Origin of the sequence: Paraburkholderia graminis, assembly GCF_003330785.1 — a bacterium.
In the GTDB taxonomy this organism is placed as follows: Bacteria; Pseudomonadota; Gammaproteobacteria; order Burkholderiales; family Burkholderiaceae; genus Paraburkholderia; species Paraburkholderia graminis.
The window spans coordinates 1,007,422-1,022,032 of the sequence record NZ_CP024935.1 but is presented as its reverse complement, the minus strand read 5'-3'; the positions used below and the strand labels follow the sequence as shown (position 1 = coordinate 1,022,032).

The window sequence follows — 14,611 nt, the reverse complement described above, 5'->3', positions numbered from 1 at the left end:
CTTGCGGAATCGCGAATGAATTATACCGTCGCCACAAACGCCGCAATCCGCTTGCATGCCTCGGCAAGACGCGCTTCATCCACCACGAAGCCCAGGCGCACGAAGCCGTTAGCGGTCTCGCCGAACGCGCTTGCATCGAGCACCGACACGCCTTGCGCGCGAAACAGCCGCCACGTGAAATCCATCGTATCGAGACCTGTGCCGCTGACGTCGACCATCATGAACATGCCGGCTTCGGGAAGCAGGCAGCGCAAGCGCGGAATGCGGCTCAAGTGCTCGAACACGACGTCGCGGCGGCGCCGGTAAATCTCGCGCATTTCATCGACGATTCGCGCCTTCTCTTGCAGCGCCGTCAGCGCGGCCTGCTGGATGAAACCCGGCAAGCCGTACAGCATCGCGAGCGCGAGCCGCCCCATGTGTTCGATCAATTGCGTCGGCCCGATTGCCCAACCGACGCGCCAGCCCGCCATCGCATGCGATTTCGACAGACTGCCTAGCGTCACCGTGCGCTCCGCCATGCCCGGCAGCGACATGATGCTCACATGTTCGCGCTCGAACGTGAGGTCGGCATAGACTTCGTCGGACAGCACCCACAGATCGTGCTCGCAGGCGACGCGCGCAATCCGCTCGAGATCCGCGCGCGGCATGACGACGCCCGTCGGATTGCAGGGCGTCGCGAAGAAGATCGCCTTGGTGCGCGAGGTGACCGCTCTTTCGAGAGCGTCGCAATCGAGGTGGAACGCACGCGCGGGGTCCACCGGCACCGGCACGAGCGTCGCTCCCGCCGCACGCACGCAGGCTTCGTACGTGAGGTACATCGGCTCTGGAACGATGACTTCGTCGCCTGCTTCGAGCAGACACAGCGACGTGGCGAACACGCCGTTTTGCGCGCCCGCGGTGAGGATCACGTTGGCCGGCGCGACCGCGACGCCGCTCATGCGCGAGTGTTCGCTGGCAATCGCCGCACGCAACGGATCGCGGCCGGAGACCGCGCTGTAGTGCGTATCGCCGCCGCGCAACGCGTCGACGGCGCGCTCGACGATCGGCGCAGGCGTCGCGAAGTCGGGGTCTCCGACGCTGAGCACGATCACGTCCTCGCCCTTCGCGGCCGCCTGCTGCGCGACCCGATGAATTTCCCACGCCGACGTGCGCCTGCCTTGCAAACCCTCGACCCGACTCGAATACTTCATCGCGCTCACCCGTTTCCATTTGACCCGCCAATGTAATGGGGCGTGCGCGAAACGTCCAGATACGAAAAAGCGCCACGCGGGCGGACAGTCTCGCGTGGCGCTTCAGTTTCGATCGAATCACCGCATGCAACAAACGTCGAGCCGACTCAATTCGCGACTCGAACTCGCGGCTCAAACCTGGCGGCGCAACTCCGCCGGCGGCACTTTCATCAGATGACGATACTTCGCGACCGTGCGGCGCGCGACGAGCACGCCCTGATCGGCGAGCATCTTCGCAAGCGTCACATCGGACAGCGGATCGCGCGTGTTTTCCGCGGCGATCATCTCCTTGAGCAGCGCGCGCACCGCGGCCGCGGAACAGGTGCCGCCGCTTTCCGTGCCGAGTTCACGCGGGAAGAAATGCTTGAATTCGAAAATGCCGCGGGGCGTGGCCATATATTTGTTGCCGGTCGCGCGCGAGATGGTCGATTCGTGAAGACCGAGTTCGTCGGCGACATCGCGCAGCACCATCGGCTTCAGCGCGATTTCGCCGTACTGGAAGAACGCCTTCTGATGCGCGACGATGCATTCGGCCACGCGTTGAATCGTATCGAAGCGTTGTTGCGCATTCCTGATCAACCAGCGGGCTTCCTGAAGCTGCTGCGCGAGCGGCGAACGGCTCGCGCCCGCGGACTGCGCGAACAGCTCGGCATACATGCGGTGAATCCGCGCGCGCGGCTGCACCGCGGGGTTGATCGTCACGACCCACTTGTTGCGCACCTGACGCACGATCACATCGGGCACGACGTAGTTGTCCTCGGTGCGGCCATAGCAGTTGCCCGGCTTCGGGTCGAGCTTGCGCACGAGCGCGCAGGCCACGCGTAGTTCTTCTGCGCTGCAGCCAATCTGCTTCTGCAATTCGGCCTGCTCGCGACGCGCAAGCCGTTCGAGATGATGCTCGACGATCTGCCGCGCCACGTCGCGCCCCGGCGTCTCCGCGGGCAACGCGTTGACCTGCAGCAGCAGGCATTCCGACAGCGAACGTGCGCCGAGACCCGGACGGTCGAGCGATTGCACGAGGCGCAGCGCCACCAGCAATTCTTCTTCGGTCAACTCGGGCTCGAGATCGACGCTGTCCGCGAGATCCGCGAGGTCCTGGCGTAGATAACCGTCGTCGTCGAGCGCCTCGATGATGAAGCGCGCCACGGCGCGATCGCGGTCGTCCAGCCGGTATAGACGCAGCGCGTCATGCAACTGCTCGCGCAAGGTCGGCTGCGAGCGCGCCCATTCGGCCGGATCGCTGCCGTCGGAATCGCCGTTCTGGCGTGCGGAACTGCGGCTGCTGTAGTCGCCCGAGAAGTCTCCCGGCATGTCGTCCGGGCCGCCGCTGTCGAGCGTCTCGCTCGTCACCGCTTCGGCGGGCAACGCGTCGGGCTCGGCGGCTGCGACCGCATCGGTGGCGGGCAGCGCGCCGGCTTCGTCGGGGGTCGGCGTTGCGAGCGCGACGTCTTCCGTTTCCGACGAATCGTATTCGAGGAAGGGGTTCGTATCGAGCGCGGTTCGCAACTCCTGCTGGAACTCCAGAGACGATAGCTGCAACAGACGCACGGACTGCTGCAAGCGCGGCGTGAGTGCAAGAGACTGCCTTGTGCGAAGTTCAATTGAAGGCATCGTGTTGAGGTCCCATGAATAGCTGAAGTAAAGAGCAACCTGAACAGAGCAACTGCCGTACCAGCTTTTGCAACACGCTGTTTTTTCTAGCCTTTGCTTTTTCGGGCTTGCGAATTGCGGCCCCGCGCGGCGCCTTTTTTACAAGCGAGGCGGCAAATTCCGGGTTCACTTCTTATCTTTTGCTCCGCCCTTTCGTGGCGTGCTGAGCGCTTATTCATCAGCGGAAAAGCGCCGCTGCAATCGGGGCTCGACCGGCTTTGCACTGCGCGCACTGATTCGCGGGCACGGACTTTGCGCCCCGGCTCTATGTGGACGGACGTGTGTCCTCGCATCCGGCGCTAATCGTTTAACGACTGAGGCGCAACGACTGCGAAGACCCGGCCGGTGTCGATAACGGGCCCTGACGGAACCGTAGCGGCAACGATCCCACGCGAGTCATCGGCGGCGCAGGCCGCGATCGACCGCAGGCAACAAGACCGCCATTTCATCAACACCCGAAGGAGGAACCATGAAGACCATCCATCTGTTGAAGACCGCAGGCAGCATCGCGTGTGTCGCATTCGCACTGAACGCTACCGCGCAAACCAGCGCCTCGGCGCCGCCCGCATCGTCGGAAAGCATCGGTCAGCATATCGACGACGGCACGATCACCACGAAGGTCAAGGCAGAACTGCTGGGCGCGAAGAACGTGAAGTCCACGCATATCCATGTGAAGACGCGCAAGGGCGTCGTGTGGCTCACGGGCACCGTGCCTTCCGCCGACGATAAACTCGCCGCCCAGGACGTCGTGGAAGGCGTGAAGGGTGTGACGAGCGTCAAGAACCGCCTGAAAATCGCAGCCGAGTAAATGCGGTTGCAGCAAGCCCGGCGCGTTTCATGAATTCCGCGCCGGGCAAAGAGAAAGCCGTCCGCATGCGGACGGCTTTTTTGCGTGAACGCGAGGCTTAGCCGTTAGCTCTTCGCCGCATACTGATCGCGCAGATCACGCACGCGGTCGTGGTTCTGCAGCACGCCCTGATATTGACGCTCAACGATCGCGCGCACATCCGCGGGCAATTCTTTTTCGAGCGCGTCGTGATAGCTCTTCTTCGCGACGTCCTCGCCCTTCTCGACCTCGACGAGTATCTGATGATCGCTGCGGTCCGTCACCGCCGACTTCATGTCGACCCAACCGCGATGCAGCGCGCCGCTCACGCTGCCACCCGTTTCCGGCTTGCCGCCCAAACGCTGAACCACATCCTGCAGTTCGCGTGCGCCGCGGGCGCAGTCTTCGGCACGCGTGAGGAAGAGCGTCTTCAACTGCGTGTCGCGCGCATCTTCGGCTGCCTTGCGAAAGCCCTTTTCTCCATCCTTCGATGTTTCGACGAGATCGTTCAGCACGGAAACAACGTTCGTAGCCATTCAATACCTCCAAGGGGTTTCGTTAATCGCGGAATCCGTCGCGAGGGTTAGCGCGTGTGTTGCCATGCGCGTGCCCTGATTTGTCGTGAGTTGCTCATGAACTGCTCATGAATGCATACGCGACGGAGTTCACTCAACTACTCGCACGGCGCGTGCCTGGCGTGTCGAACGACGCATGCACAGCAAGCTGTTGGGATTGGCATGTGCGTTGCTCCCTTCATCTCGCCCGCGCGATGTCATGCAGTGCACAAGAGTTGAAAAGAATCGCGGGCAGCAACGACAGGGAGAGCAACATCATGAAGATCAGCAGCGCAGAGCTTCTGGCCACCGTCGCGATCGTCACGTCGGCGGGCGTGTTTCAGATTCGTCAGCATATGGACCCGCCTACAGGCGTTACGGCAAGCACGCCCGAAAGCGTACGAACGGCGCCTTCGTCATGCGGCACGTCGCGCAACGGCATCATTCCGGCTTCATGCGAGCCGGCGCGCGAGCAACCGCCGGCGGAGCATGCGCTGCCACTGCCGCAGCGCGGCGCCGCACGCATCTGGGTATAAACCGCAAGGGTCCAAGGCAAGCTGTACGCGTGTTCCGCGGTTTGCGGTCCGTAAAAGAAAAGGCCCGACGTTAAGTTGTCGGGCCTACTCGCTGTTACGCAGCGCTCGTACGAGCGTCCATCAAGCGCGCTTCTCGCTGTACTCGTTGAGCGGCACCGGCTGCTTCAACGGATCGAAGTCGGCCCAGCGCCCCTGCTGCCAACGGCCCGTTGCGCGCTCGATCGACACACCGCCCGCTTCACGCAGCACGCGCGCCGCCTCGAGCTGATTGTCGGGCGATACGTGCACGGCGACGAGCACGCCCGAATCGCGCGCCTCCTGGTGAAACACCGCGCCGTTTCCTGCGTCGCCGTCCTTGCGTGTGCGCCACATCGCGCCGGCAAGCGAGCCGATATAGGCGCCGACGCCCGCCGCAATCACAGAGACAAGCAGCGGCGCCGAGAACGCCGCGAAGATGCCGACGCCGATGATCGCGCCCGCCACCGCGCCGACCGTCACGCCGAGACCGGCGCCCTTCGGCGCGCCTTTCGCACCGGCGTCGGTATGCACGTCGCCGCCAATCGGAAAACGCGCATGCTGACCGCGCGGATTGACGAAGAAAAGCGTGACGTCTTCTTCGACGAAGCCTGCATTGAAGAGTTTTTGCGCCGCTTCCTCAGCGGCGGGAAAAGTCGTAAAGCGTGCTGCGACGATGAGTGACATAAGGCCTCCTTGCATCGTGATGCGTTTTTACAGACGACGCTCGCGAACCGCGGTGCGCCTTGTGGCGAGGAGTTGACGAAGACCGGCGGCGAGCAGCGGAGCAGCGGAGCAGCGGCGCGATGGACTCAGGCAGCGTTGCCGCGATCGGGTTCCATGCCTTCCACCCGGAACAGTCCGCTATGCAAGATTACGCCTTCGCCGTTGTTCTGGTCGAGCGCTTCGGCGCATACCGAACGGATCCGGTTGCGGCCCTTGTCGAAGGCCTCCATCAAGGCGCTTTCGAGCGGCGACTGCGCGCCGAAGTGATCCTCGAGCGCCTCGACGGTAATCGCGCAGACAACCGGTTCGCCGTCCACGCGCGCCATGAAGCGAACCGTCAGGTTCGCGCCGTCGAAGGTCGGCTTGTCGTCGGGGAAAGTGATCTGCATAAGGGAGTCCTCATAGGCAGGCCGCGGCAGGATAGCGTTCATGATGAAGAACCCTTCATGGTGCCGGCGAGCTGCTTCGCCATCTCGAGATGATGCTTGATGACGGGCAGCGCGCGCGCCGCCGCAGCCTTCAGTTGCGAGTCGGTGCCGCTCTGGCTTTGCTGCTGGAACAGATCGACCGCTCGCTGATGCGCCTCGACCCCGACCTGCTCGACGTACGCTTCATCGAACTGCTGGCCCTTGAGCGTTTGCAGTTTGCCGACGAGTGCCGAATCGGCCGCACCCGCCGCCGGCAGCCGCTTCTTCGCGGCGAGCGCGGCCATGCTTTGCGAGAGCTTTGTATGATCGGTGATCATCTGCTGCGCGAACTTCTTCACACGCGGATCACGCGAATTCTTCAACGCGATCTTGCTCGCGGCGATTTCGGTGGCGTCGGATTGCGAAGCGTCCTGGATGAACTGCTGATCCGCGGGCGAGAGCTGCGTGCCGCCTGCGGGCGCATCGCTTGCCGGGGCGTCGCTTGCCTGCGCGTGGACCGCGCCGGCCGACGCCACGCCAAGACCGAGCGCGACAGTCATCACTTGTAGGGAATACCGTAGTTTCATGCTTTTTCTCCCTTGCTTACGGAGTCACCGGCGCTGCTCGCTCGCCGCATGCGCGAATCGCGTTGCGCCGCTCATGCCGCCTTGCGTTTCGACAGTTGCCCGATCAGCGCCTTGTTGAATGCGGGAATGTCATCGGGCTTGCGGCTCGAAATCAGGTTGTTGTCTTCCACCACTTCCTGATCGACCCATGTGCCGCCCGCGTTGCGAATGTCGTCCTGCAGACTCGGCCAACTCGTCACCGTTCGACCCTTGATGATTCCCGCCGATACGGGCAGCCACGTGCCGTGGCAAATCACCGCGATCGGCTTCTTCGCGCTGTCGGCGGCTTTGACGAAGGCCTGCGCCTGTGGCAGCAAACGAATCGCATCGCCGTTCACCACGCCGCCTGGCAACACGACTGCGTCGTAGTCGTCGGCGGTGGCTTTGTCGAAAGTCGAATCGACGTCGACCGTGTCGCCTTTGTCGACGTGCTTGAAGCCCTGGATCTTGCCCGGCTTCTGTGAAATCACATGCACGGTCGCGCCCGCTTCGGCAAGCGCGCGTTTCGGCTCGACCAGTTCCGCCTGTTCGAAACCGTCGACTGCGAGTACCGCTATCTTCAGACCGTCGAGGCTGTTAGCCATTGCGTTCTCTCCTTCAATTCCAGTGCGGGGCGGCACGCGTTCGACGCGGCCGCCTCCGTGATTCGCTACTCATTGACTATGCGGCAGCAAGGCATGTGCCTGCCGCCCGCGCGTGCCCGTTGATCTGGCTGCGCCGCCCGCTGGGCCGGCGTTGCGGCGCGTTGGGTGTGAACCGGACAGGTCGATTAAAGACCGGTGGGGTCCTCGTCGAGACCGTCGTCGCCGTCATCGGCTGCCGATGGCCGCACGATGTGATCGGGCTCGATATCGCGATCGGGATCGAGCGTCGAATCGCCGTCGGCTGCGGCGCGCTCGCCCGTGCCGGCGCGATCGGTGTCGCTGGCGAGTTCGGCTTCCCCGGTTTCGAGCGCGTGATTGTCCAGTTCAGTTTCGACGTCGAACTCGTGACGCTTCTCGCCGGCGACATCGCTGCCGCTATCGGACGAATCGCTCGGTCCCAACGTGCCCGTCGTGCCGGAGGTCTGCTTCACCACCTGTTGCGGCTCTTCATCGGGATTCAGCGTGCTGCTCATGGCGCTCTCCTTTTCGGTTGGGTTTGCGTTTGCGTTGCGCTTGCGTTTGCGTTTGCGTTTGCGTTTGCGTTGATACGTATGACGTTGTTCGCAAGGACCGTTCCGCCCGCACACTCGCAGCGTATGCGCCAGGCACCGGCCTTGCTCCGGGCCATCACTGGCGCAACGCGCTTCACGCTTGAAAGTTCTACCTGCGAAGATGGCTATGACGAACAGCACAACTCAAAACGGTCATGCATCGACCGACGACAGCGCGAAGCAGGCCGCGCCCGCCGCGATGCCGCCCGGTCTGCGCCACGCCGACGACAGCAAGCCTGGCTACACGCGCAAGCGCGAGAAAGAAGGCTTCGCGTATTTCGACGTCGAAGGAAAACGCATTGAAGACGAAGCGGAAATCCAGCGCATCAACTCGCTCGCGATTCCGCCCGCCTATGAGGACGTATGGATTTGCCCCGATCCGCGCGGCCACATTCAGGCGACCGGACGCGACGTGCGCGGCCGCAAGCAATACCGTTATCACCCGCGCTGGCGCGAAACGCGCGACGCGGACAAGTACGAACGCATGGCGGAATTCGGCCGCGCGTTGCCGAGGATTCGCGCCCGCGTCGCGCGCGATCTCGAACTGCCGGGCATGCCTGCCGACAAGGTGTTCGCGGCCGTCGTGCGGCTGCTCGATACGACGCTTGTGCGCGTCGGCAGCGTCGAATATGCGCGCGAAAATCAGTCATACGGTTTGACGACGCTGCGCAAGAAACATGTGAAAGTCGAAGCGGGACAGTTGCGTTTCAGGTTTCGCGGCAAGAGCGGCATCGAGCACGACGTCACGGTCGACGACCCGCGCGTGAAGCGCATCGTGCGGCGCTGTGCCGAACTGCCGGGGCACGACCTGTTCCAGTATCTCGACGAGGACGGCACGCGCCGCACCGTCGGCTCTGCCGACATCAACGACTATCTGCGCCGTGCAAGCGGCGCCGACTTCACCGCGAAAGATTATCGGACATGGGCCGGCAGCGTGTATGCGCTCGCAACGCTGCGGCGGCTCGTGTGCGATAGCGCCACGGAAGCGCGTCGCCATATCGTCGCGACCGTGAAGGAAGTCGCGGGCCTGCTGCGCAATACGCCCGCCGTCTGCCGGCGCTGCTATATCCATCCGGCCGTCATCAGCGCCTTCGAAGCCGACGAATTGCAGACCTTACCGCCGGGCCAGTCGAGGCGCGGTCTGAAAGTGGACGAAGTGGCGTTTGCCGCGTTGCTCGCACATGCGGAAAAACGCGCGGCGAAACTCGCGCGTCAGGCGGGCGCGAAGGGCCGCAAGCTGCGCGAAGCACAAGCCGCCGACAGCATCAACGGCTCGATTTCGACACTGCTTCAGAAGTCGCGTGTGATTCGCAAGGAAGCGAACAAGGCAGCAGCGAAAGCCGGCGCAAAAACCGGCCGGGCTGCCCGCGCTAAGGTCAACGAGGAAGTCACGGGAAAGGCCAGCCGGAAAGCCGGCGCGCGAAGCGCGCGGCGAGCCGCGGGGGAGCGCGTCGGCTCGCCGCAGTCCACGGACAAACCGGCTGCGAGTTGAATCGGCTCACTTCGGATCAGCGCTGCGCTGCATGATTGCACCGCGTACACCACGCAATTAGTTCGGGCAACGAATCACATTTTCTCCTCGAACGCGGCCATTACGAGCCACACGTCGCGCTCGCCGTCGCGGATTTCCGCGGCCAACGCATAAGGATCGCGCGGATCGCAAATCTGCGCGAGCGCTTCATGCGCGATCTCGCCGTTGGGGAACACGCGCTCGGTCAAGGGCCGGACTTCCTGCTTGCCTTCGAACATGCGCTGATTCCTGCGATACACGAGCGTCTGCGATTTCCAGTCGCGAAAGCATTCGAGTACATGCGCGAAATCGCCGCCGCAGATGTTCGACTGATAGTGAATTCGGTTGTTCATGATGAGGTCTCCCACAGATGCGTGGATTCATGATGCTCACCATGAATCGAGCAATCGACATGCCGAGCGCATTCTTTACAACGCGTTCGAAAGCACGGCACCGGCGCAGGAATTTCAATGGGGCGCGCATCATTTACGCGGACCGCGCGAGCGCGTGGCAAACGCTTGGCGAAAGCGGACGAGGAACGCGCGTTGCTGCACTCGTCATCACCCCCAAACCTGCGAAGGAGACAGATCATGGTCATGCAAAGTCAGACGCAAGGCACGCAAGGCGCACGCATCGTCGGTAAAGGCAGCGCGACGGCGGAAGGCCCGGGCCCGGACGTAATGGCGGCAGACACACTCGACGACAACAGAGTGCTCAGCAGCGACGGCGAGGACATCGGCAAGATCAAGGACATCATGCTCGACGTGCGCTCAGGGCGTATCGCGTATGCAGTGCTTTCGAGCGGCGGCTTCCTCGGCATCGGCGACAAGCTGCTCGCCATTCCGTGGCACGCGCTCACGCTCGACACCGAGCAGAAATGCTTCGTGCTGAACATGCCGGCGGAGCGCGTGAAAAACGCGCCGGGATTCGACAAGGACCATTGGCCGTCGATGGCGGACGCGACATGGGCCACGTCCGTGCACCAGTACTACGGCAGCGAGCCGTACTGGAGCCGCGACCGCTTCGACATGCGCGATGACGCCGGCGTCGGCGATATTCCGGCAGGCTCGTCGGACGCGCCGGAAGCCGGTGGCGTGAAGCTGTAATCAGCGAGGCACGCGAAACCGCGCGGTTCGCTGCGCGGTTTATAGACTACGCGCCGGCATGCCGCCGTTGCGGCGGCCGGCGCTTTTAATTTCGAACGAGAGAACGGCGTCGCGCATCGCGCATCACGAATCCGGTATGACAAGCGGCCGCGACCCGCGCAAACAGCACCAGACATCTGGCAAAGGAGGCGGCTCCGATGGCCACCAGCAAGACCACACGCAAGACGAAGCGCCCGAAGGCGCGAAGCCGGTCCGGACGTCCGCCGCGGCAACGTCACGCGCAGGCTCATGCGGCGCAGCACAAGAAGGCGTCGCGCGCGAACGGCGGCAAGAGCCCGCACAAGTGGTCGCATCACGTGATGGAAACGAGCGACGCGATGGACCTCCAGCGGGACATCTTCAAGAACGGCAACGCGGAGGAAATCGCGCAGTCGCTCAAACAGTCGTCGACGAAAAGCCGCCGCCGCAAAGGCACACCGTTTCAATCGGCGATGTCGATGCTCAATTTCTACATCAACCGCGCGGGCCGAAACCTGCCGAAAACTCGCCGCGCAACGCTGGAGCAAGCCAAGCGCAAGCTGCGCGAAGCGTTTGGACGCGCGCCCTGAAGCCGCTTTCGTCCGCATCCATTCGCCTTTCACCGCATTCATGCGCGCTCTGACGCATCACATGCGCTGCCATGCCCTCATGTGCGCGTGACGCATCAAGGCTTGCGCCCTTCCACCCCGGCCGGCACGCGCCGTTTGCATGCCGGCCTTGACTGGATGCTCATGCACGAAACTTTGTGGTTTCTCATCGTCGGCTCCGTGCTCGTTTTCATGGGCGTGGCCGCGACGACGCTGCGCCGCCTGCCCGTCAGCGCGGCGATGGTGTATGTCGCGATCGGCTACGCGCTCGGGCCGCCGGGCGTCGGACTGCTGCACCTCGACATGGCCGCCGACGCGCACTTGCTGCGCATGCTCACCGAAGTCGCGCTGCTGGTGTCGCTCTTCGCGATCGGGTTGCGCCTGCGCGTCGGCGTGCTCGACAAACTGTGGATGGTGCCGCTGCGTCTCGGCTTTCTTGCGATGCTCGCCACCGTGCCGCTGCTCGCCCTCTTCTGCGTGTACGTGCTTCATCTCGGCTGGGGGCCCGCGATTCTGCTGGCCGCGATTCTTGCGCCGACGGACCCGGTGCTTGCCCACGACGTGCAGGTGCATAACCCCGGCGATCACGATCTGTTGCGATTCGCGCTCTCCGGCGAAGGCGGTCTGAACGACGGCATCGCGTTGCCCTTCGCGATGATCGGCCTCGCGTTTTGCGCGATGCACGGCGCGGGCGCGGGCGACGTGCTCAACCTTAAACTCGCCGCGTCCGCCGTGTGGGGCGTGCTCGGCGCCATCGCGATCGGCGCGCTGCTCGGCTGGGTGACGACCCATGCGGTCGCCTGGCTGCGCACGCGCTTTGCGCATGCGCTCGGCCTCGAAGGTTTCTTCGCGCTCGGGTTGATCGGCCTGTCGTTCGGCGCGGCCCAACTCGCGCATACCTACGGTTTTCTCGCGGTGTTCGCGGCGGGCGTGTCGATGCGCCGCGTCGAATATCGCGCGAGCGGCGGCACGTCGCCGCGCGAAACGATCGGCACCGTCGATTCCGCCGACGTCGAAGCGACCGCGTCCGATCCCGACAAGGCGCACGCGTTCATGACCGAGTCGGTGCTCGGCTTCACGATCGAACTGGAACGTATCGCCGAAGTGATCATCATGGCGATGGTCGGCAACGTGCTCGCCACGCTCGCCGCGCCGCTCTTCACGTGGCAGGCGCTCGCGCTCGTCATTGCGCTCTTCATGTTCGTGCGGCCGGCGTCGGTCGCGTTGTCGTTGATCGGCTCGGCCGCTTCGCCGACGCAGCGCCGCCTGATGAGCTGGTTCGGGATTCGCGGCGTGGGCTCGTTCTACTACCTCGCGTATTCGCTCGAACACGGGCCAGCCGCCGACATCAAGCCGCTCGTGCCGCTCGCGCTCGCGGTGGTGACTGCGTCGGTGGTGATTCACGGCGTGTCGGCGACGCCGCTGATGAACCGTTATCGCCGGCTGCGTCGTAGCGAAAGCTAGAATACGGGCGGCCTTTCGCCGCTCGCGTACCTTTCGTTTTCACCAGCCTTTGCTACCTCGCCCGCCGATGACACCTTCCGATCACCCAGCACGAACGAAACGCACAAGCGCCGGCGAGTCGCTGTTCGCCTTCCTCAAATCGCTGCCGTTCGGCGAGCGGCTCGTCGAAGGCTGCCTGATGGCATTGCAGGCGGTGGCGGGCGCGAGCCTCGCGTTCGGCATCGGCCAGGCGCTCCACACCGAGCAGGCGTTCTGGGCCGCGATCACCGCCATTGCCGTGAGCCAGCACAGCTATATCGACACGCGTAAGCTGTCGCGCGACCAGTTCATCGGCGCGATGGTCGGCGGGCTGTGCGGGCTCGCGGGCGCGACGCTCGGCGACGGCTATTTCGCGGCCTACGCGGCGACGGTGGCGGCGGCCATCGTGATCTGCTGGATCGTCAACGTGGGCAGCGCGGCGCGGCTCGGCGGCATCACCGCGACCATCATGCTGCTGGTGCCGGGCATCGGCCCCGCGTGGGACAGGGCGATCCTGCGCCTCGGCGAAGTGACGCTCGGCACCGTGTGCGCGTTGCTGGTCGCATGGTTGATGTCGGTTGTCGAAAAACGCGTGTTCGGCGCGGGCGACGATGCGCGCTGAGGGCCAGGGTTCGCCGTCCGCGCCAGGCAGTTGCAGCCGGCGCGTTGTCGTGCGGTGGACGTCGGTAGCGGCGCGGCGTCACGTCGACGGTTTGCTGAGACGCTTTGCCGAGCGCCGCTTCAGATTGATAGCGCATCGTTTCGCCGATTTTCGCGGCGCTGCGCTGCGGTCCGGCGCTGCGGATCGCAGGCGATCGTTAATCGTCATACGGATTTGCATGAGGAAATCCGTGCAACGGATCGCGCAGCGCGTTCAGCAGCAAGGCCGACGAACCCGGCGTATCGACGAAGCGGCCGCACTTTACGCAAAGCGTCACACCAGACGGCGCGCTTCCTCTAGCTGCTTGCGGCGCGCCTCGCCCTGGCGCGCGAGCATCCAGCCCGGATACTCGGCGGGCAGCGCGCTCACCTGATCGAGCTTCGCCAGGTCGTCAGCGGTGAGCGCGACGCCGGTGGCCGCGATGTTGTCGTCGAGTTGCTCGACTTTCTTCGCGCCGACGATCACCGACGTCACCACCCGCTGATGCAGCAGCCAGGCCAGCGCGATCTGAGCGACCGACACGCGCTTAGCTTCGGCGATCTCGCGCATCGCGTCGATACAGCCGTACGCGCGTTCGCGATCGACCGGCGGGAAGTCGAACGTGGTGCGCCGGCTGCCCGCTTCACCCTGCTGCTCGCGGCCGTATTTGCCGCTCAGCAGCCCGCCCGCGAGCGGACTCCATACCATCAGTCCGAGGCCTTCGCTTTGCAGCATCGGCACCAGTTCGCGCTCGAGGTCGCGGCCCGCGACGGTGTAATAAGCCTGAAGGGTTTCGAAGCGCGCGAGCCCCAGACGCTCGGCGATGCCAAGCGCCTTCACGATCTGCCAGGCCGCCCAGTTCGACACGCCGACATAGCGCACGTGGCCGTGCTGCACGAGCGTATCGAGCGCGCGCACGGTTTCCTCGATCGGCGTGGCCGGATCGAAACCGTGAATCTGATACAGATCGACGTGATCGAGTTGCAGGCGCTTCAAACTGGCCTTCACTCCGTCGATGATGTGATACCGCGACGCGCCCCGCGCATTCGGAAACTCTCCGGTCGGGCCGAACACCTTGGTGGCCATGACGACCTTGTCGCGCGGCACCTTGAGATTCTTCAGCGCCTGGCCTGTGATCTGCTCGGACAGGCCTTCGGCATAGACGTCGGCGGTGTCGATGAAATTGATGCCCGCGTCGAGCGCCCGGCCGACCAGCCGCTCGGCGTCCGCCTGCTGCAAATCGCCGATCTGCTTCCACATGCCTTCGCCGCCGCCGAAGGTCATCGTGCCGAGGCACAGTTCTGAAACGAAGACGCCGGTACGGCCAAGCTGGTTGTATCGCATTGTCGGAACTCCGTTGTGGGTGAGTGGACGGGTTAGCTGTAAAGGGTACTGGAATTGGGTCGGGTCGGTTGGGTGGCGGGCGCAGCAAGTTTGCGGTCGAACCATCGACCGATGCAGCATTTGGCAAACCCCATCAAAA

The 14,611-nt window shown here is 64.1% G+C and carries 18 protein-coding genes; 7 read left to right on the top strand and 11 right to left on the bottom strand.

Annotated elements, in window-relative coordinates:
• Nucleotides 1-20: 20 nt before the first annotated feature.
• The 3 genes from CUJ91_RS22810 to CUJ91_RS34040 all read right to left on the bottom strand — a co-directional run bounded on the left by CUJ91_RS22810 (nucleotide 21) and on the right by CUJ91_RS34040 (nucleotide 3,009).
• Nucleotides 21-1,190 (bottom strand): pyridoxal phosphate-dependent aminotransferase, encoded by a 1,170-nt coding sequence (locus tag CUJ91_RS22810; RefSeq protein WP_114157213.1) that lies wholly within the window; start codon nucleotides 1,188-1,190, stop codon nucleotides 21-23.
• A gap of 171 nt (nucleotides 1,191-1,361) precedes the next feature.
• Nucleotides 1,362-2,840, bottom strand: coding sequence for an RNA polymerase factor sigma-54 (locus CUJ91_RS22805; protein ID WP_006046966.1), 1,479 nt, complete (start codon nucleotides 2,838-2,840; stop codon nucleotides 1,362-1,364).
• Nucleotides 2,827-3,009: a hypothetical protein gene (locus CUJ91_RS34040; RefSeq protein ID WP_132384603.1), complete on the bottom strand. Its 183-nt coding sequence runs from the start codon at nucleotides 3,007-3,009 to the stop codon at nucleotides 2,827-2,829. The genes CUJ91_RS22805 and CUJ91_RS34040 overlap by 14 nt, the downstream gene beginning before the upstream one ends.
• Before the next feature lie 339 nt (nucleotides 3,010-3,348).
• Between CUJ91_RS34040 and CUJ91_RS22800 the strand changes: the two genes are divergently transcribed.
• Complete coding sequence (locus tag CUJ91_RS22800; RefSeq protein WP_006046965.1) at nucleotides 3,349-3,687, top strand: BON domain-containing protein; 339 nt, start codon at nucleotides 3,349-3,351, stop codon at nucleotides 3,685-3,687.
• Nucleotides 3,688-3,791: 104 nt separating this feature from the next.
• On the opposite strand, the gene CUJ91_RS22795 is transcribed toward CUJ91_RS22800, so the two are convergent.
• Nucleotides 3,792-4,241: a ferritin-like domain-containing protein gene (locus CUJ91_RS22795; protein WP_006046964.1), complete on the bottom strand. Its 450-nt coding sequence runs from the start codon at nucleotides 4,239-4,241 to the stop codon at nucleotides 3,792-3,794.
• Between the two features lie 296 nt (nucleotides 4,242-4,537).
• On the opposite strand from CUJ91_RS22795, the gene CUJ91_RS22790 reads away from it, so the two are divergent.
• Entirely contained in the window at nucleotides 4,538-4,795 is a 258-nt protein-coding gene (locus tag CUJ91_RS22790; RefSeq protein ID WP_114158033.1) for a hypothetical protein, read from the top strand.
• A gap of 120 nt (nucleotides 4,796-4,915) precedes the next feature.
• Here the strand turns inward: CUJ91_RS22790 and CUJ91_RS22785 are convergent, their stop codons facing one another.
• From CUJ91_RS22785 to CUJ91_RS22765, 5 genes are all read right to left on the bottom strand, one after another.
• Entirely contained in the window at nucleotides 4,916-5,497 is a 582-nt protein-coding gene (locus tag CUJ91_RS22785; protein WP_006046960.1) for a hypothetical protein, read from the bottom strand.
• Nucleotides 5,498-5,622: 125 nt separating this feature from the next.
• Nucleotides 5,623-5,967 (bottom strand): DUF1488 family protein, encoded by a 345-nt coding sequence (locus CUJ91_RS22780; RefSeq protein ID WP_029965663.1) that lies wholly within the window; start codon nucleotides 5,965-5,967, stop codon nucleotides 5,623-5,625.
• Entirely contained in the window at nucleotides 5,964-6,530 is a 567-nt protein-coding gene (locus CUJ91_RS22775) for a DUF4142 domain-containing protein (protein ID WP_006046958.1), read from the bottom strand. Before CUJ91_RS22775 ends, CUJ91_RS22780 begins: the two co-directional genes overlap by 4 nt.
• A gap of 71 nt (nucleotides 6,531-6,601) precedes the next feature.
• Nucleotides 6,602-7,153, bottom strand: a complete 552-nt coding sequence (locus CUJ91_RS22770; protein WP_029965665.1) for a type 1 glutamine amidotransferase domain-containing protein — start codon at nucleotides 7,151-7,153, stop codon at nucleotides 6,602-6,604.
• A 185-nt stretch (nucleotides 7,154-7,338) separates the two neighbouring features.
• A complete protein-coding gene (locus tag CUJ91_RS22765) occupies nucleotides 7,339-7,686 on the bottom strand; it encodes a hypothetical protein (protein WP_006046956.1) in 348 nt (115 codons plus the stop codon).
• 199 nt (nucleotides 7,687-7,885) lie between these two features.
• Here CUJ91_RS22765 and CUJ91_RS22760 point away from each other — a divergent pair, with 199 nt between their 5' ends.
• Nucleotides 7,886-9,256 carry a DNA topoisomerase IB gene (locus tag CUJ91_RS22760; RefSeq protein WP_114157212.1) on the top strand — a complete coding sequence of 457 codons (1,371 nt, stop codon included), beginning with the start codon at nucleotides 7,886-7,888 and terminating at the stop codon, nucleotides 9,254-9,256.
• A gap of 74 nt (nucleotides 9,257-9,330) precedes the next feature.
• Here the strand turns inward: CUJ91_RS22760 and CUJ91_RS22755 are convergent, their stop codons facing one another.
• Nucleotides 9,331-9,627 carry a hypothetical protein gene (locus tag CUJ91_RS22755; RefSeq protein WP_114157211.1) on the bottom strand — a complete coding sequence of 99 codons (297 nt, stop codon included), beginning with the start codon at nucleotides 9,625-9,627 and terminating at the stop codon, nucleotides 9,331-9,333.
• A 237-nt stretch (nucleotides 9,628-9,864) separates the two neighbouring features.
• Here CUJ91_RS22755 and CUJ91_RS22750 point away from each other — a divergent pair, with 237 nt between their 5' ends.
• The 4 genes from CUJ91_RS22750 (at nucleotide 9,865) to CUJ91_RS22735 (ending at nucleotide 13,110) form a co-directional block, all read left to right on the top strand.
• Complete coding sequence (locus CUJ91_RS22750; protein ID WP_006046953.1) at nucleotides 9,865-10,380, top strand: PRC-barrel domain-containing protein; 516 nt, start codon at nucleotides 9,865-9,867, stop codon at nucleotides 10,378-10,380.
• Between the two features lie 197 nt (nucleotides 10,381-10,577).
• Nucleotides 10,578-10,988, top strand: a complete 411-nt coding sequence (locus CUJ91_RS22745) for a DUF3175 domain-containing protein (RefSeq protein WP_107709896.1) — start codon at nucleotides 10,578-10,580, stop codon at nucleotides 10,986-10,988.
• Nucleotides 10,989-11,150: 162 nt separating this feature from the next.
• Nucleotides 11,151-12,470: a cation:proton antiporter gene (locus CUJ91_RS22740; protein WP_006046951.1), complete on the top strand. Its 1,320-nt coding sequence runs from the start codon at nucleotides 11,151-11,153 to the stop codon at nucleotides 12,468-12,470.
• A gap of 67 nt (nucleotides 12,471-12,537) precedes the next feature.
• A complete protein-coding gene (locus tag CUJ91_RS22735; RefSeq protein ID WP_114157210.1) occupies nucleotides 12,538-13,110 on the top strand; it encodes an FUSC family protein in 573 nt (190 codons plus the stop codon).
• A gap of 312 nt (nucleotides 13,111-13,422) precedes the next feature.
• On the opposite strand, the gene CUJ91_RS22725 is transcribed toward CUJ91_RS22735, so the two are convergent.
• Nucleotides 13,423-14,472, bottom strand: a complete 1,050-nt coding sequence (locus tag CUJ91_RS22725) for an aldo/keto reductase (protein WP_114157209.1) — start codon at nucleotides 14,470-14,472, stop codon at nucleotides 13,423-13,425.
• Nucleotides 14,473-14,611 lie beyond the last annotated feature (139 nt).